Origin of the sequence: Streptococcus lishijunsis, from assembly GCF_047290665.1 — a bacterium.
Lineage (GTDB): Bacteria > Bacillota > Bacilli > Lactobacillales > Streptococcaceae > Streptococcus.
In genome coordinates, this window is record NZ_JBLBUC010000019.1 from 14,071 (window position 1) to 30,870 (window position 16,800).

At 36.1% G+C, this 16,800-nt stretch carries 15 protein-coding genes, 1 tRNA gene and 1 pseudogene; 6 read left to right on the top strand and 11 right to left on the bottom strand.

The window, feature by feature from the left end; all coding sequences use genetic code 11:
• Positions 1 to 513: 513 nt before the first annotated feature.
• The 3 genes from ACLN19_RS07350 (at position 514) to ACLN19_RS07360 (ending at position 2,760) form a co-directional block, all read left to right on the top strand.
• Complete coding sequence (locus tag ACLN19_RS07350; RefSeq protein WP_413384864.1) at positions 514 to 1,083, top strand: helix-turn-helix domain-containing protein; 570 nt, start codon at positions 514 to 516, stop codon at positions 1,081 to 1,083.
• 236 nt (positions 1,084 to 1,319) lie between these two features.
• Positions 1,320 to 2,312, top strand: a complete 993-nt coding sequence (locus ACLN19_RS07355) for an Abi family protein (RefSeq protein ID WP_413384866.1) — start codon at positions 1,320 to 1,322, stop codon at positions 2,310 to 2,312.
• A gap of 46 nt (positions 2,313 to 2,358) precedes the next feature.
• The gene (locus ACLN19_RS07360; RefSeq protein WP_413384868.1) at positions 2,359 to 2,760 is read left to right on the top strand and encodes a (deoxy)nucleoside triphosphate pyrophosphohydrolase; all 402 of its coding nucleotides are present in this window, start codon (positions 2,359 to 2,361) and stop codon (positions 2,758 to 2,760) included.
• Positions 2,761 to 2,769: 9 nt separating this feature from the next.
• On the opposite strand, the gene ACLN19_RS07365 is transcribed toward ACLN19_RS07360, so the two are convergent.
• Positions 2,770 to 5,640 (bottom strand): DUF3427 domain-containing protein, encoded by a 2,871-nt coding sequence (locus ACLN19_RS07365; RefSeq protein WP_413384870.1) that lies wholly within the window; start codon positions 5,638 to 5,640, stop codon positions 2,770 to 2,772.
• Positions 5,641 to 6,037: 397 nt separating this feature from the next.
• On the opposite strand from ACLN19_RS07365, the gene ACLN19_RS07370 reads away from it, so the two are divergent.
• Both ACLN19_RS07370 and ACLN19_RS07375 read left to right on the top strand, forming a co-directional pair.
• Positions 6,038 to 8,023 (top strand): site-specific DNA-methyltransferase, encoded by a 1,986-nt coding sequence (locus ACLN19_RS07370; protein WP_413384872.1) that lies wholly within the window; start codon positions 6,038 to 6,040, stop codon positions 8,021 to 8,023.
• Positions 8,024 to 8,032: 9 nt separating this feature from the next.
• Entirely contained in the window at positions 8,033 to 10,993 is a 2,961-nt protein-coding gene (locus ACLN19_RS07375) for a type III restriction-modification system endonuclease (protein ID WP_413384873.1), read from the top strand.
• 150 nt (positions 10,994 to 11,143) lie between these two features.
• Here ACLN19_RS07375 and ACLN19_RS07380 read toward each other — a convergent pair whose 3' ends face one another.
• The 4 genes and pseudogenes from ACLN19_RS07380 to ACLN19_RS07395 form a co-directional block, all read right to left on the bottom strand.
• The gene (locus ACLN19_RS07380; RefSeq protein ID WP_413384876.1) at positions 11,144 to 11,392 is read right to left on the bottom strand and encodes a type II toxin-antitoxin system Phd/YefM family antitoxin; all 249 of its coding nucleotides are present in this window, start codon (positions 11,390 to 11,392) and stop codon (positions 11,144 to 11,146) included.
• Positions 11,393 to 11,526: 134 nt separating this feature from the next.
• On the bottom strand, positions 11,527 to 11,727 hold the full coding sequence (locus ACLN19_RS07385) for a hypothetical protein (protein ID WP_413384878.1): 201 nt from the start codon (positions 11,725 to 11,727) through the stop codon (positions 11,527 to 11,529).
• A 250-nt stretch (positions 11,728 to 11,977) separates the two neighbouring features.
• Positions 11,978 to 12,190 carry a hypothetical protein gene (locus tag ACLN19_RS07390; RefSeq protein ID WP_413384880.1) on the bottom strand — a complete coding sequence of 71 codons (213 nt, stop codon included), beginning with the start codon at positions 12,188 to 12,190 and terminating at the stop codon, positions 11,978 to 11,980.
• Positions 12,180 to 13,181 (bottom strand): annotated as a pseudogene (locus ACLN19_RS07395) (phage minor capsid protein). The gene ACLN19_RS07390 and the pseudogene ACLN19_RS07395 overlap by 11 nt, the downstream one beginning before the upstream one ends.
• A 220-nt stretch (positions 13,182 to 13,401) precedes the next feature.
• On the opposite strand from ACLN19_RS07395, the gene ACLN19_RS07400 reads away from it, so the two are divergent.
• The gene (locus tag ACLN19_RS07400; RefSeq protein ID WP_413384883.1) at positions 13,402 to 13,866 is read left to right on the top strand and encodes a CFI-box-CTERM domain-containing protein; all 465 of its coding nucleotides are present in this window, start codon (positions 13,402 to 13,404) and stop codon (positions 13,864 to 13,866) included.
• A 222-nt stretch (positions 13,867 to 14,088) separates the two neighbouring features.
• Here the strand turns inward: ACLN19_RS07400 and ACLN19_RS07405 are convergent.
• The 6 genes from ACLN19_RS07405 to ACLN19_RS07430 form a co-directional block, all read right to left on the bottom strand.
• Positions 14,089 to 14,160, bottom strand: a tRNA-Arg gene (locus ACLN19_RS07405).
• Positions 14,161 to 14,218: 58 nt separating this feature from the next.
• Positions 14,219 to 15,421 carry an MFS transporter gene (locus ACLN19_RS07410; protein ID WP_413384886.1) on the bottom strand — a complete coding sequence of 401 codons (1,203 nt, stop codon included), beginning with the start codon at positions 15,419 to 15,421 and terminating at the stop codon, positions 14,219 to 14,221.
• Entirely contained in the window at positions 15,418 to 15,690 is a 273-nt protein-coding gene (locus ACLN19_RS07415; RefSeq protein ID WP_413384888.1) for a DUF2087 domain-containing protein, read from the bottom strand. The genes ACLN19_RS07410 and ACLN19_RS07415 overlap by 4 nt, the downstream gene beginning before the upstream one ends.
• 240 nt (positions 15,691 to 15,930) lie before the next feature.
• Entirely contained in the window at positions 15,931 to 16,077 is a 147-nt protein-coding gene (locus tag ACLN19_RS07420; protein ID WP_413384890.1) for a hypothetical protein, read from the bottom strand.
• The gene (locus tag ACLN19_RS07425; RefSeq protein WP_413384892.1) at positions 16,074 to 16,196 is read right to left on the bottom strand and encodes a hypothetical protein; all 123 of its coding nucleotides are present in this window, start codon (positions 16,194 to 16,196) and stop codon (positions 16,074 to 16,076) included. Before ACLN19_RS07425 ends, ACLN19_RS07420 begins: the two co-directional genes overlap by 4 nt.
• A gap of 75 nt (positions 16,197 to 16,271) precedes the next feature.
• Positions 16,272 to 16,800: IS3 family transposase (locus ACLN19_RS07430; protein WP_413384894.1), on the bottom strand; the 529-nt coding region annotated here is incomplete at its 5' end.

Genomic DNA, 16,800 nt, shown 5'->3' on the forward strand with positions numbered 1-16,800 from the left:
ATAATCTATATAATATGGTTTCAATTTAATACTACTACTCTTTTAAGAAACCGATGTCAAGTCAAAACTAGCAAATTATACGCAAGTATGTTATCATATAAACTATAGATTATATTTTAGTTTTAGAACTGTTTGATACAAAACAGTCCAGTTAAAATAAGGCTTGCCCGTATTCAACTCATAAAAGTGTGCACCGAATCGGTGCTTTTTTCTACCATTTGTCAAGTCTATCAAGATATTTGATGAAAAATAGTTTGAGTTCCATAGCCAAAATAAGGAACTGATATTATTCTGGTTCAAAGTTTCGTGTCAAAAGTGTATACAAAATCAACACCTTATGTTTAAATGTTTGGATAAGGTGTTACAATGATATGGCATAAGCAATTTTACCGATTTTGGGTGAACGTATAATCGTAAAGTTTTATTGCACTTCATTTTACAACGAGGGGAAAACTTTACAATGATTGGAAATTATTCTATAATCTACTATATAATACGGAAGAGGAAATGCTTATGGCACGAGACACATTTACGCCGTTAGATTTTCAAATCAAAGACGAAATTGTTAATAATTTGAATGACTTGAAGGAAACTTACGGATATAATCAAAAGGATATTATCGACGGAACTGGTTTATCACAAGCTTTAATTAGCCACTACTTCAAAGGAAGAAGAATGCCGACTCAACAAAATCTGAAAATTTTAGCCAACTTCTTCAATGTCCCTGTCTGGGAAATCGACCCACGGCAAAAACCTCTTCAAAATAAAACGGTCAACGTCGATAAGAATTTGGGATTTGTTGGTGATGTCAGTGGCGGAACTATCAACTTCAATACATCTAAAGACGAGATTGAAAAGCTTCATGATTCCGTTATCGAAGAATTGAACCGTGACAGCGCTAGCCGTGACGATGTCAACTTGGATGTTCATAGATTGTTGCTAGAATACAATAAGAACATGACCGATAATACAACGGACATCCAGAACGAACTCAATCAACTAAGAAAAGTAGTTGAATCTATGCTTGAGAAACAATCTGAGCTGATTGATATTGTTAAGTTATTATTGGAAGCTCAAAAATAATCTTATATAAGGAAAAGGACTGTGGAAAAAGTTTTAGAAAAACAATTGGACTCCCATCAAAATCGTAAGATACTCTCACTGAATAAGTAGCTATTTTTTATAAAAAAATACAAAAAATATTGACAGAAGTCTAAAAAAAGATTATAATAAACCTAATCTTAATGAACGGGTGCCGTTGCGCCCATTAAAAAAGGACTTGCTGTCGCAAGTCCTTTTTACTATTTTGAGGAGATTACATGAAAAAACCTTTTAAAACAATCGACGAGCAACTCGATATTTTGAAAAGCCGTCATTTAACTATCGACAATGAACAACTAGCACGTAAAGTTTTACAGACATACGGCTACTATGAAATTGTTAATGGCTATAAAATATTTCTACTAAAAGAAAGCGAGACTGATATTTTTAAAGATGGCGAGACTTTCTCTCACCTCTACTCTCTATACGAACTGGATAAAAATATTAGGGATGCCGTTCTAAAAGCAACTCTAGAGATTGAATTATCACTAAGAACAGCCATAGCCTATACTATAGCTGAAGACTTTGGAGAAGAACAAACTAATTACCTGAATCCTCGACATTATCGAAGAGGTAAAAAACGAGTAAATTCTAATCAATATCCACTCTATCAATTACTAAAAAAACTTGATAATATTTCTAATGATAATATAGAACCCTATAAACACTATAGAGATTGCCATGGAAATATACCACCTTGGATTTTGTTAAAAGGAACATCTTTTGGGAATTTAGTAACCTTTTTCAAACTACTTAAACCTGACCAAAAAGCAAAAGTAATAGCCATGTGTACTAGTGTACCAATAAACTATATTAGTGAATCTGTAAAAAACTTATTTATTGATTCATTACAACTGATCCATTCTTACAGAAACAGAGCAGCTCATAGTGGTAGATTATTTAACTATCGTTCAGCCAAAACAATGAGATATAACGAAGTTCTTCACAAACAATTGATGAATATAACAGAAAATGATTATCAAAACGGCATTGGCCAAACGGGACTATATACATTGCAGAATATTTTATTGTTGTTTAAAAATGAGCAAGCAATACACTCATTAAAATTTTATGTTTACTATTTTATCAATGAACATTGCCAAAAATATTCTAATGATTTTCAGTTGCTATGTGACAGTACAATGATTGATAAAAATAATATGGAAAAGGAAATAACGAATTTATTAAAAAATATCAGTCCACAAAAATAAACGTTATTTTACATAACTCAGTCGATAGATGATAAACGGAGGTTCTATGTCACGAAAAACAATCCATGTTGTTGCTGCTGCTATTTTTAAAGATCATAAATATTTTTGTGCGCAACGTCCTAAAGGGAAATCCCTTGCGGATTTTTGGGAGCTTCCTGGGGGTAAATTAGAGACTGGTGAATCTCCAGAGCAGGCCCTTGTTCGTGAAATAAAAGAAGAATTTAATGCTGATATTTTAATAACAAACTATATCAACGAAGCTTCTTATGATTATGATTTTGGAACAGTTATTATGAAAACATTTGAAGCAAAGCTTCTATCTGATGAGCTTGTGCTGCTTGAACATCAAGATTCAAAATGGCTAGAACCACACCAACTCCCTACACTCAATTGGGCACCTGTTGACTGCCCAGCAATTGCTATCCTAAGTCAAAAAAAGGGTTCTTAACGAACCCTTTTATTTTGTGGTTAAATAATGGAATAGGTCAGATTTTACAGGCTCTTTCAGTGTAAACAACATCCGAACGATGCTTTCACCAGCTCTTTCTAACTCTTCGGCACTCTTTTTAATATAGTTTAGCGGGCCTAAATAATAAAATTCTCCCCCTTCAGAATCATCTTTAATAACAAATAATTCTAGTCGTAAGCCATTTTCCTGAGAAGTCATAATCGTTTGAACATCAGAAGAGATTAACTTTCGCCTGCTTTTTGAAAACCATTTTAAAGTCGATTCACTTAACAATTCATCCTCATACTTAATCGTATCACTGATATCATCACTTTTATGATAAGTTATAAAAATAGGACACGAATTCGTCTCTACATCAATCTTATAACCACCTATATTGATAGGGGGTTCATCTTTTTGGATGTTTAATAGCTTAAGAACATCACGACGGGAATATTTCTGACCAAGTGTGAATACCTGAGGATAAGCCTCAGACTTTAATAAACCTGTATCAATCACATCTTGGAAAAAGGCTTGATAAACCTTATTTGACCTAAGCTCTTCAACTACCTGTTTATGTAAATAATAAACATCATTGTGTTTGGAAACGAGTGCCTCTGTCCCAAATTTTCTCACTTCTTGAACCTTGAGAAAATTTAAATTCAGAACCCTTTCAACCGAATGGATAACAGCGCTTGAAATATCTAAATCATGTTCAATCAAGCATTCAAAATAAGTATCAAAGTCAACTTGACCGCCATTATTAACTAACAATTGTAATAACAACAGCTCATGCTTTCGTTTACCATTTAAGCACTCAAAGGTAATAAACGACAAGAATTTTTTAGGAAGGACCTCAAAGGAAATAGCCTCTTCTCCAAATCTAGTCACTACGTCTGCATAGTCTTTAAACGCGTTATTATCAAAAAAGGTTAATGGGTCAACACTATTATAACCAATAAAATCTTTCAAAAAGGGTTGACGACCCAACTTGTTTTGCAACTGGCTATAATGATCACGTAATAGTTTAATACTAGCTAAATTAGTATTGGTAATAGATTCAAAAATGTGTTTACGGGCCACTTCTTCAAAGTTGATAGTCGTTAGCCCTTGTATTAAATTAGGCTCTCGTACTTCACGACGATAATTATCCTTATTCATGGATTGATCGCCAAATAAGGCAACTGGGATAAGATAATTATTGCGGTAGTTACCGATAAAATCAATAATAGTCACATAATCTTTAGAAGAATGTTTGCGAAGACCTCGTCCTAGTTGTTGCACAAAGATAATACTGGATTCGGTATTTCTAAGCATGACAACCTGATTGATACTCGGAATATCAATCCCTTCATTGAAAATATCCACCGTCAGTATATAATCTAAAGCACCATTTTCAAGTTTTTGGATAGCGTCATCTCGCACTAATTGACTATCATCTCCAGTTAATGATTGTGTTTTAAAGCCTCGTTGGTTTAGCAAAACAGATAACGTTGACGCTTCTTTCTTACTAGAACAAAACATCAAGCCACGAACAGATTCTCCGCTATGACCGTAGTAACCAATTTTCTCAACAATATGGTTCACACGCTCCTCAGAAATAAAATTTGAGAAATTCATATCTTCACTAATGAGCTGGCCATCCACCACAATATCACTAACACCAAAATAGTGAAACGGACACAACAAATCCGCGTCCATAGCATCCTGCAAGCGAATTTCATAGGCAATATTATAATCAAAAAACTCATAAATATTTTGCCCATCTGTCCGCTCGGGCGTTGCTGTCATTCCCAAGAGAAAGTCTGGATCAAAGTAAGCCATCACTTTTTGATAAGAATCAGCCCCCGCTTTATGGACCTCATCAATTAAAATATAATCAAAAAAATCTGGCGCAAAGCGCTGCAAATGCTCATCACGTGAAAGAGTCTGTATAGTAGCAAAAATATACTTCTTATCTGAAACATCTATACCTGACTTATAGATACAAGCCTCGTCATCCGAAAAACCAAGGACATGCTTGAAACTTTCCAAAGACTTCCTTAAAATTTGTTCACGGTGCACAATGAATAAAACACGATCCGGCTGTGCTTGCTGGACATCAAAGGCAGATAAATAGGTTTTCCCTGTTCCTGTCGCAGAGATGACAAGTGCTCTTTGCTCACCTTTATGACGAACTTGCTGTAAACCTTCTAGCGCTTCTTCTTGCATTTTATTAGGCTCAATCTGTCTTGACTGATAGACATCCCTTGGCTCTTCTTCCAACGTACTGACTTGAATAACCGATTGGCGCTTGGTTTGATACGACTCGATTAGTCGAGGGGTTAATGGTCTTGACAATGCCCAAATGCGGTCAAATTCTTGTTTAGTCTGATAGATAATATCGCCATTGTCTGCCGAATTCAACTTAATATTCCACTCATAATTTTGCTTTAAAGCTGTTGCTGTTAGGTTAGATGAGCCAGCGATCAAGACATGCTTATTATCCTGCTCAAATAAATAATACTTGGAGTGAAGCTGCATGGATTCCTGAGATAGTCTAACATCAACATTTGGCAACTTGAGCAAATCATACATAGCCAAAGGGTCATTAAAATCAAGATAAGGAGAAATCAAGATTTTCCCCTTGACACCTCGTGCCGCTAAGTCAGCTAATTGAGCTTTAATCATAGAGATTCCAGACTGAGTCACAAAAGCTACTGAAAAATAAAAGGCCTTACTCTTCAGCAACTCTTCCTGTAAATCAGTCAGGACAAATCGTTTCTCTTCAGCATTATTGATCAAAATTTTAGGTGCATAAGTCACATTTTGAAATCCTGTTCGGTCAATAAACCCAAACCGCATAGAGTCCAACAACTGATCTTCAAAAGCTAATCCCATAACAAATAATCCTATCTCGTTTGATAATACTATTATCCAACATATCAAATAAGATGTAAAGATCTACGGTAAATCAAAAACCAAAATCATATCAGGACGCCATTATCCATAAAAAATCAGTATCTCCTTAACACATCATTTACAAAAACTACGGTCTGCTACTATGCTGTACTGACTTTTTTTGATATAATGGAGTTACTATTTATAATCAAAGGAAGGAACGATTGATATGACTACAATCACAGCTCACAGCTCACAGCTCACAGCTCACAGCTCACAGCTCACAGCTCACAGCTCACACTGATTATGTAATCAAGCGTCTTTTTTGTCAAGCAGTAAAACAGGCTTTTTCGCATTTTTGTGAGGGAGTTTTTTTGTTTGCCATTGGAGGTAAGCCATGCTAAAACATAATTTAGACCACAATACACAAGTGACCTCCACTACTTCTTTTTTACAAACATTGAAGGATAGATTACCCGAGTTTTTCACAGCTGATAAGTACGATGAAGAGGGGGAGCTTGTTTTACCAGGGGAATTTGATTTTGAAAAATTCAAAACTGCCTTGAACGAAAATAACATACAGACTGAACTCACATCAGGCTATCAGATGAACTTTATCGGTAAAAACTATGCTAAAAAGCAAGCTGGAGAAGCCCCAACAACGGTTGTGTTACCTGATAAAATCCACAATGAAAAACCCGAAAATAAAGATAGCCAAAACCTTTTCTTTACAGGTGATAATCTAGAAGTCCTCCGCCACTTGCAAGCTGGTTATGAAAACAGCATTGATGTCATCTATATCGACCCACCTTATAACACTGGTTCTGACGGCTTTGTATATCCTGATAAATTTGAGTATAGCGACGACAAATTACAGAGCATGTTTGGTATGACTGATGATGAGTTAAAACGCCTCAAGTCTATCCAAGGTAGGGCAACCCACTCCGCTTGGCTAACCTTCATGTACCCAAGACTCTGGCTCGCCAAACGCCTCCTCAAAGAAACCGGTGTTATCTTCGTCTCCATTGATGACAATGAACAAGCTAATCTTAAATTATTGATGGATGAAATATTTGGGGAGGAGAATTTTGTAGCAAATTTTGTTTGGACCAAAAAAGAAAAAACTTCAGGTGTACCACCGGTAAATCTAATTCTTCCTAACAAGGAGCATATTTTGTGCTATAAGAAACACGATATCGTTAAATTTAAGGGGCAAAAACGAAGTTTAAAAAGCTATAGGCAAGATGAAAATGGTAGATGGTGGCGTTTAATGCCAATACAAGCTACAGGAAATCAAAATTCTCGATTTAATATAGTTGATCCATTAACAGGAAGAAAATTCTATGGAAATTGGGCTTTTTCTGAAGATACTATTAAACAAATGATAAAAAAGGGAAGGATTGCATTTCCAAAGAATGATAATGGTTTACCTACTCAAATTGTTTACGCTGACGAATTAAAAAATGGGACACCAATTTTTGAAAACTTAGGACTATTTGAGAGTGAAGTAGCGACAAAAAGTCTGATTAAATTACTAGGAAACAAATTATTTGATTTTCCAAAACCAGACACACTTATAAAATTTTTACTAGATCAGGTTACTGTAACAGATTCTCTTATCCTCGACTTCTTCGCTGGTTCTGCTACAACAGCTGATGCCGTTATGCAACTCAATGCTAAAGACGGTGGTAAGCGCAAGTATATCATGGTACAGCTACCAGAGCCAACCTTTACCCAAAACAGCGATGGTACAAAAGTAGCTTGCAAGGGAAGTAAATCTGCTTTTGAAGCTGGCTATATGTCTATCGACGAGATTTCACGTGAGCGTATTACACGTGCGAGTCAAAAGATTAAAGACGAGAAAGGTTCTGATTTACCTGCGCCATTTGATTTAGGCTTTAAGCATTATCGTGTTTTAGAGCCAAGTCAAGCAACCTTAGATGATTTAGAGCATTTTGACATTGAGACGGGCGCCTTTATAGATAGTAAGGGTAATCAGATTCTCCTTAATGAAAGTGGCTTTGATGATATGATTAGTCCTTTTTCTTCTAAAGGTTTAGGTTTTGGAGAGGGCAGCTCAGGTGAAGAGACCATTCTAACAACTTGGCTTTTGGCAGATGGTTATTCTATACTAAGCCCAGTGACAGCTTTGAATTTAGATGGTTACCAAGCAAGCTATATCAACTCAGAGCGCCTTTATCTGATTGCAGAAGGCTGGTCATCCAAGCAAACTAAGCAACTTGTCAATATCATTGGAAACAATGAAAAGGTCATCCAAACCATAGTACTCTACGGATACTCTTTTGAAATGGAAAGCATGCAAGAACTAGAATTAGCTTTAAAACAACTTGATACTAAAGTTAATCTCGTCAAACGCTACTAGGAGGTTACTATGAAAATTCTATTAGAAGAACTGCCTCATCAAGAAGAAGCCCTAAAACACCTCTTAGAAGCTTTCCCGCTTCTTGACAAGCAAACGACTGATCCAGATAGAGATTATGTGTATGCCAATCCACTACTTCACTATCGAGACCGAGAGGATAAGAATATTGATATTAAGATGGAGACTGGAACTGGAAAGACCTACGTTTATACCAGAACAATGTACGAACTTCATCAACGCTTTGGTATCTTCAAATTTGTCATCGTCGTCCCTAGCCCTGCTATCAAAGAGGGAACGAAAAACTTTATCCAATCGAGCTATGCCAAGCAGCACTTTGCACAATTTTACGGAAATGCCAAAATAGACTTAAATGTTATCAATGCTGGTGATTTTAACACCAGATCAGGACGAAAAAACTTTCCCGCACATTTGACGAACTTTATTGAAGGCAGTCGACAAAACGCTACTACCATTCAAGTGCTACTTATCAATGCAGGTATGCTTAATTCACCGAGCATGAAAAATTCAAACTACGACCAAACCTTGATTGGAGGTACAACGCAACCTTTAGAAGCAATCCAGCAAACACGTCCTGTGGTTATCATAGACGAGCCGCACCGCTTTCCAAGAGATAAAGCCCATTATAAAGCTATTGAAGCCCTTAAACCGCAAACGATTATCCGTTTTGGAGCGACTTTTCCAGATATAAAAGTTGGTAGAAGTAGAAATGCATCGGTAAAAAAAGATTACTATCGAGGCGAACCCCAATATAATCTTAATGCCGTGGATTCATTTAATAACGGTTTGGTCAAAGGCATCGATATTTTCTATCCAAATCTTTCAGAGCAAAAAGCTCAAAACGCTTGGATAGTCGATAGCGTATCTGCCAAAAAGTTAATACTAAAACAAGGAAATGTTTACAAAACATTGCATGTTGGGGATAATCTGGCAGATGTTGATGATGATTTTGAGGGCGATGTTGTCTATTCTGGTAGCAAGGTCTTAAGCAATGATTTAGAGTTAAGCAAGGGAATGACTCTCATACCTGGAACATTTCAATCTTCTTATCAGGAAATGATTATGAAAGATGCCATCAATGAGCATTTCCAAAAAGAGCAAGAGAATTTCTTTCGCCCTAATAACGCTCCTAAACTCAAAACATTATCCTTATTCTTTATTGATAGCATTCGATCCTATCGTGATAATGAAGGGTGGCTGAAACAAACATTTGAACGACTACTGACTAAAAAATTAGAAGAACTTATTGCAGACTATGAAGCTCGTAAAAGTCAGCAAGAACAGGACTATCTAGCATTTTTAAAGGCAACTCAAAAGAGCCTTCAGTCAGACAAGCAAAATGTTCATGCTGGTTATTTTGGTGAAGATAGAGGTAGTGGTGACGATGCTATTCAAGCAGAGGTTGATGATATCTTAAAAAACAAAGACAAGCTGCTTAGTTTTAAAGATAAGCATGGCAACTGGATTACCAGACGATTCTTATTTTCAAAATGGACTTTGCGAGAAGGCTGGGACAATCCCAACGTTTTCGTTATTGCTAAGTTGAGGACTTCTGGTAGCGATAATAGTAAAATCCAAGAGGTCGGTCGTGGTCTTCGCCTTCCTGTTGATGAAACAGGGCATCGTGTCCATCAGGAAGAGTTCGAGAGTCGTCTATCATTTCATATTGGCTTTGATGAGCGAGAATTTGCTCAAAAGCTGGTAGGTGAGATAAATAGTGATCGTAAGGTATTGCTTAATCATAACAAACTAGATGATAACATGATTAAAGTGATTCTTGAAGACGTTCAAAAGACAAATCCAGATTTTCGGCAAGAAGATTTGCTAAAGCAACTAGATGATTTAAACATCATCAATCGTACAAATGAATTTAATGAAGAGGTTACGATTGACGGTCAAGTCAAATCAGGATTTGAATGGTTACTAGACTATTATCCTGTATTAAAAGACACTCAACTTCGTGATGATAAGGTAAAAGACAAACCCAAACAACTCCAAAAAACACTGGTCAAGCTCAACCAAGACAACTGGGAAAAGGTTAAAGAACTTTGGAAAAAATTCTCTCAGCGGCATATGTTAGTCTTTGAAAGGAATTCTAACAAGATTTCTCCTATTGCTAAAGTTGCTAAAGATGTTTTCTCAAATAGGGATCATTATCAACGGGAATCCTATACCTACTCGAAACAAGAATTAATCAATGGTAATGATCAAATAGAGATTGCAGAAAATCTCTCCCAAGCATATGAAGGCTCCTATCAATCAGGTATGCCATATCGTGCTTTTATCAAGGAATTGGCTAAAAAAACTAACTTACCCATCAAGGACATTCATCCACATGTATTAGAAGTGCTAAAAACACTGAATAACTCTGACTATCTAAGTTATTCCAGTATTAATAAACTCGTTCAGAATTTTAAAGCTGAGTTTGAAAAAACTTATAGTCAGTCTTACTGTTATGAGGCACTAGATTTTCAAGCTCGAACCTCTATTTTTGATCCTAAAGACAATACTTTCGTAGATAGCTTGAATGCTAATTTATTAGGGGTTCACAAATTAGATACTATTCCAAAAGACGCTAGAAATCTGTACGAGACACCACCCGTTTATTACGACAGTGTTCATCCAGAAAAAGATTTACTGACTCGTGGTTATGAAAAAGCTGTGACAGTATTTGGTAAATTACCAAAAAGTGCTATCAAAATCCCTAAATTTACAGGAGGTACGACTACACCTGATTTTATCTATGTTTTAGAAAAAGAGGATGATTCATCCATTTACCTTTTAGTGGAAGGTAAAGCAGATAACATGCGTGAGAGAGATCAGCAGATTATTAAAGTTCAAGAAACATTCTTTAAGCAGCTCGATAAATATCACATTGAATACCAAGTAGCTACTGATCCACAGGATGTTTATAACAAGATTGATCATCTGCTAACGACTAAACCAAAATAAAACTATCTCACATGCCATTTACACAAAAAGACGATTTCCGTTTGGAAATCGCTTTTTTGATATTATCGAAATACTACATATTGTAGTTGATATAAACTGATATATCATTCCTAATTGTATAATCCTATCTGTGGCAAACCTTCTCTTACGTCACCACCTCACTTTATCTTCTGGTACAAACTCTTCTAATCGTGATTCCCTATCTTCTATCAATTGCTTTTTTAACCCAGGTACTGATAGTAGATACGAGGTTTCAACCATACTATTATATTCTTCCTGACTGATGACAACTACATTTCCATTTTGCGTTGAAATCTTAACAGGTTGGTTATCTCTAATCGTTTGTTCTACAATACGATACATATCCTTGCAAAAAGCTGCCATTGATATATTTAACATATACAAATCCTCCTGCTCGTTCGTCACTACTTCATGTCTATTATACCACACCTATACCAAGTGCCTTTTAATTTCATAACTGTAATCCCTTATCATGCTAAGCACAAGAAAAGCACCTAGATAGCTCTAAGTGCTTAGTTAATTGGTAACCCTTGTGCATAAGCTTTTTTAGCTTCCTCCAATGTCATTTTATTGGGACCACCATCTATATTTGTTTCTCCAGTATTCTCCCAATTGCATTCGCAAACGTCATAAAGCATAACTAGTCTACTACAAACAGGACAATGTATGTACTCATTATCATCTACCAGGATAATCTTTTTTGAGTTTTTCATAATAATCCACTCCTTTAGTTGACTTTAAACCCAACACACTCTCTTTTAGTTCTTGGTACTCTGTACTGTCATTATACCGCATTCTATGGTGTTTAGCGAATGTTTTAGGAGCTCTCCCACCCAGCAAATCTCTGACCGACCGATTCAATCACTATCCTAAATTGAAAATACGCATTCATAATGTCTCCTTTTTGGAGCACAAGAAAAGCACCTAGATAGCTCTAAGTGCTTGATTCTATATAATTACATTTTAATAACTCTGATGAGTTCTCAAACGATTGATAACATTACCGATGAAAATACCATCTTCTGTATCATAGCCTTTACGCTGTTCTAGATTATCTAGTATTTCATCTAAAACATCAATCTCACTTTCTGAATACTCCTCAGAATAGCTCCAACCCGGCAATATTTGCTGAAGTCTCAAAAAATCCTTTTGAGGTAAAAAATCACTAATCTTCATCTCGATACACTCCATGACATTTTCTAATATTACGACGAGTTGGGTTTGTTGAAACTATATTACCAGTATCTGGATTCACTGCAACTGTAGTTATTTTGCCACGATATTGCTTAGATGGCCTACCTTCGTCATCATACTTTATATCCGTAATCTCTAAAGGATGATTTAAAGCATCTATCACAGTCTCAACGGTTCCACCACGTTGTATAATACGATCCACTAAATGTTTAGTGACATCGTTGATGATTACACCATCTTTTGCTTTCATACCGATTATACCATTTTCAAACTCTCTACGCTTGTCTAAAACAGATTTTTCTTTTCTTAACTTAATCTCGCTCTTCGCAAAGCTCAATGGATCTTCTTGGTATTTCTCCCTAGCATAGTCTCGATATAGGAAAGGGTGTTCATCAAGATAAGCTTTAAGAGCTCGGCTTTGTTTCCCTAGCTTTAACTTATACTTATGAGTAAGTTCTGGATCACCTAGCTTTTCAGCGACATGAATTTGTTCCTTAGTAAAGCGAATATTACGCTCAAGCGCTCTCTGCTTAGCCTGTACATCGGCATTTTCAATGACTTTCTCAGGCGTGACACCCTTAATATCTTCACCTTCATCAGGCTTGTAGTTTGCCCCTGGAATAAAAGGTGTCATGATATGCCCACAGTTGATACCCAAACACCCTCCAGCACTACCGTATCCGTAATTATCAAGAGTCATTATGCGCTCACCAGCCTCTACTCATGCTTTACCAGTAGTAACAATTTGCCCTTGAAGCGGAGCACACATCTCCCTAGCACTTGCCTTCTTAGAGTAATAAAAGGTATCAATGCCAAGCTCTACTGCTGGGCGTATCCGCATTTCATTTCGAACACGCATAACCGTTGACCTGATGATGGTCCTAGCGTAGCTATCGGCACGTTGCCTACGTCCTAGCCTATCTGTATAGCCATAAAAGCCTTTGGCATGCCACTTCATCAAGGTCTCGTTCAAGGCGGGTACAGCTTGACAATTCCTCTTAAAAACATGATAATATAAGTATCGCGTATTAGGTTGTTAAAGCTTTCTGATAAGATATGGCCAATCTTTCCCCTAAAAGATAATCAAGGAAAAAGAATAGCCATAACTAACAAAAGGTATTAGTTCCTATATAGCTTTCATAAACTAATACATTCTCAAATGAGTTACAAGACGTATCTAAAGGAGATTGCTTATGTCATATAGTGTTTTAAAAAAGGGAAAAGTTATCATATCCAACCTCTCAACTCAACGTGAAGCTCAAAATTACATAGATGAGCGATGCGGAGGATTCTTCGGAGATAATCGAAACGACTATGAAATTCGTGATGATAGTGGTTGCTACCTCACTTCTGCTGCTGTTGACTACATGAATCTTGCAGATGACTGTGACGAATTAACGACGCTTAGGGATTTTCGTGATACCTATCTTGTCCACCTACCAAGTGGTGAGCAAGATATCAAGCATTACTACTCTGTAGCCCCTACTATCGTCCAAAAAATCAACGCTTCTCAAGATAAATCACAATTTCTTAACGACATCTATCACGAACTTATCGAACCTTGTGTCGAACTCATTAAGTCTAATAGATTACACGAAGCCTATCTCAAATACAAAGAATATACCTTAATCCTTGAACACAAATTGTTACACAAGTAAAACCTATACTGTGTTACATCTAGTATCACTATTCCTGAGCACAGAAAGAACCACCTTAAGGTGGTTTTTTTCTAATAAAAAATCATCAAACGACTTGACACAATAATGACAAAGTTTTTCTACTTGCTCAACGTAAAAATATAAATACAAAAAAGTTACGATATTATTTGGGACAATAAACAAAAAAAGCCTTTGATATCAAGGCTTTAAGTACTTATATTATCCACCTTGAGGGAATCGAACCCCCATCTCAAGAACCGGAATCTTACGTGATATCCATTACACTAAAGGTGGCAACCATTTCATTATACCATAAAATGGTACAAAATTGGCAATGAATTGTGTTTAACAATCATTTTTCAACCATTGGCTTTTTATCACACAGAAATCTCACCATAATCACGGTCATGATGAGCCCCACACCTAACGCAAATAGTAACCATGCATTAAGAACGGATGTCATATCTGACAACCAGCCATTTATAGAGACGACCAGACTCATCACTAAAGATTCTAAGGCATAGAATATGGATACTATCGTCGTTCTATGGTCATTATTAGAGACGATATCAGTATGAAGGCTAATGCTTATCCTAATCGATAAAATCGTGAAACTAATAATATAGAGCAAAAATAATGCTAAGGTGATGACTGAAGGTGTTATAATACTCATGCTAATGACTAAAAGAATGGATAACAATAACAATGCTATAATGACTTTGAGATTATTCTTAATAGCACTTGTTTTCCCAGAAATATAACTCCCTATAATACCAGCTAATGATATCAAGACCCATATATAACCATTTAAATAGGACAAGCTTTGGATAGAAAATACCTCCTGCCATTGATTTGAGGGGCCGACATCTAGGATAGAGGGTAATAACATAAGAATAACTAGGTACTTAAACTCACGTATCAAAACTAATTCTTTAACGGATTGCTTAAAAATATGAAAAGATTCTCTCATCACATCAGATAAATCTACACGTTTTTCTTGGGGAGACTCTGAAAATAAACCTAAAACGAGTAGAAACAAGACGACAAAGACACCTGAGCTAATCATAATAGGTAAATGAGTTTGATACTGGTACAATACTTTCGAGCTTATAAACCCAACAATCATTGTCAATAAAGAGGCTACTACACTACTTCTTGAAAAAATCTTAGTGAGGGCATCTTTTTTCCCCATATCATCTAAGGCATTAACCAACCAGCTTTGTAGAGTCCCTGACTGAAAAGATTCTGCTACTGCTGAAATAAAAGCAGACAACAGCAGCAATGGAAAACGCCCAGACATTAACAGAATTAAACCTATCGCTCTAAGAAAAAAACTATATAGCAACGTTTTCTTAATCCCGATAACATCTGTAATGGCTCCACAAGGAACCTCTGTCAAAAATGAAAATAAGAAAAATAAGCCTAAGTAAACACCCAATTCAGCATGGGAGAAACCCTGTGACATTAAAAAGATATATAAAATAGGGTTAAACAAGGCTAGCCCAATAGAAAAACCAGCTATCATTATAAAATATCGGCTAAGAAGTATTTTCATTTTGTCTCCTTGTTGGTCACAGTATAGACAGTCCCATAACTATCACGACTTAAAAAACCGTAATCTACCAAATAACGTCGCAAAATGGCATAATCATCATAGTAAGATTGTAATATCTGATTCACTTCTGCCTCTGAAAACTGATTGCCACATTTAGCTATTTCATCACTTAAAAACTGAAAAACTAGCATTTTTGATTTCAATTTTCTTGGAATAACAACCAACCTATGGTTATCAAAAAATTTGTCTAATATATTCTCCATCAACATCTCCTTTTTCAAATGATATATATTGCAATAAAAACAAATGTTTAAATAATTGTTTTTAACATCATTTATTGAATTAACCTGATATTATCGGTGTGCTAAATCGATAACAAATATTGTGAAAACTAGTATCAGTACAATATGAATAGACTAATCTGTAGGTTCAATGCTGCACCACTTTCATCCTACACCTCATTCCCACTCGTCTTCTATATCCTCTTTGGATAAGTCGTTAGGTTAAGTTTAACTATTTAAACTCTCCATTAAATCTTGTACATCTGAAAAAGGCTCACTCATATTCTTACCCTTTTCCACATCATCCATTATAGCCAACAATTGAGCAGTCTTATTGGTAAAAACCACATCTTGCATGATTAACGATTGTTTCATAGCGGACCACTAACTAAACTTTCTTCCGATTTTGTCATGTCACCAAAATCAAAAAGAGTTGGAAAATCTTTCTGATATTGAACTTTATCTTTGTAATTTTTTTGTGGCATTCTATTCATAATAGTCCTCATTCTACTTGATTGTTATACTGAAAAGGCAACACTTTTCTGTACACATTTTATAAAGTGTTTTTCTTAAGTGATGATCCGCTTAGCCATCGGTGTTTGGTAGTTGAGACTAGCGTGAAGGCGATGGTAATTCCACCAGTGGATATAATCTTTAGTTTTAAGGGTTAGTTCTTCTAGAGATCGGAAGGTCTCTTGCTGGATGAACTCCATTTTGAAAGCTCTATAAGTACTTTCAGCTACGGCATTGTCATAGGGGCAACCAGGCTGACTAAGTGAACGGATAATGCCAAAAGCCTTAAGTATCTCATCAATGACGCCATTATCAAACTCCTTTCCACGATCAGAATGGAAGAGCTTGACTTTGGTCAGAGCGTAAGGGATGCTCTGAATGGCTTGCTTCACTAGCTCAGCTGTCTTATGCCAACCGACGGACCTCCCAATAATTTCACGGTTAAAGAGGTCAATAATGAGGCAGACATAAGCCCAGCGCCCATTCACACGGACGTAGGTCAAGTCAGTTACAATAGCTTCTAGTGGCTTGTCTTGATGAAATTGTCTGGCTAAGTGATTAGGAATCGGTGCCTCGTTCTTCCCT

Coding starts and splice junctions, on each gene's coding strand:
- ACLN19_RS07425 (WP_413384892.1), bottom strand. CDS start 16,196: ATGAATAGAATGCCACAAAAAAATTACAAAGATAAAGTTCAATATCAG.
- ACLN19_RS07355 (WP_413384866.1), top strand. CDS start 1,320: ATGAAAAAACCTTTTAAAACAATCGACGAGCAACTCGATATTTTGAAA.
- ACLN19_RS07350 (WP_413384864.1), top strand. CDS start 514: ATGGCACGAGACACATTTACGCCGTTAGATTTTCAAATCAAAGACGAA.
- ACLN19_RS07420 (WP_413384890.1), bottom strand. CDS start 16,077: ATGAAACAATCGTTAATCATGCAAGATGTGGTTTTTACCAATAAGACT.
- ACLN19_RS07370 (WP_413384872.1), top strand. CDS start 6,038: ATGCTAAAACATAATTTAGACCACAATACACAAGTGACCTCCACTACT.
- ACLN19_RS07365 (WP_413384870.1), bottom strand. CDS start 5,640: ATGGGATTAGCTTTTGAAGATCAGTTGTTGGACTCTATGCGGTTTGGG.
- ACLN19_RS07385 (WP_413384878.1), bottom strand. CDS start 11,727: ATGAAAAACTCAAAAAAGATTATCCTGGTAGATGATAATGAGTACATA.
- ACLN19_RS07410 (WP_413384886.1), bottom strand. CDS start 15,421: ATGAAAATACTTCTTAGCCGATATTTTATAATGATAGCTGGTTTTTCT.
- ACLN19_RS07415 (WP_413384888.1), bottom strand. CDS start 15,690: ATGTTGATGGAGAATATATTAGACAAATTTTTTGATAACCATAGGTTG.
- ACLN19_RS07380 (WP_413384876.1), bottom strand. CDS start 11,392: ATGTTAAATATATCAATGGCAGCTTTTTGCAAGGATATGTATCGTATT.
- ACLN19_RS07390 (WP_413384880.1), bottom strand. CDS start 12,190: ATGAAGATTAGTGATTTTTTACCTCAAAAGGATTTTTTGAGACTTCAG.
- ACLN19_RS07400 (WP_413384883.1), top strand. CDS start 13,402: ATGTCATATAGTGTTTTAAAAAAGGGAAAAGTTATCATATCCAACCTC.
- ACLN19_RS07375 (WP_413384873.1), top strand. CDS start 8,033: ATGAAAATTCTATTAGAAGAACTGCCTCATCAAGAAGAAGCCCTAAAA.
- ACLN19_RS07360 (WP_413384868.1), top strand. CDS start 2,359: ATGTCACGAAAAACAATCCATGTTGTTGCTGCTGCTATTTTTAAAGAT.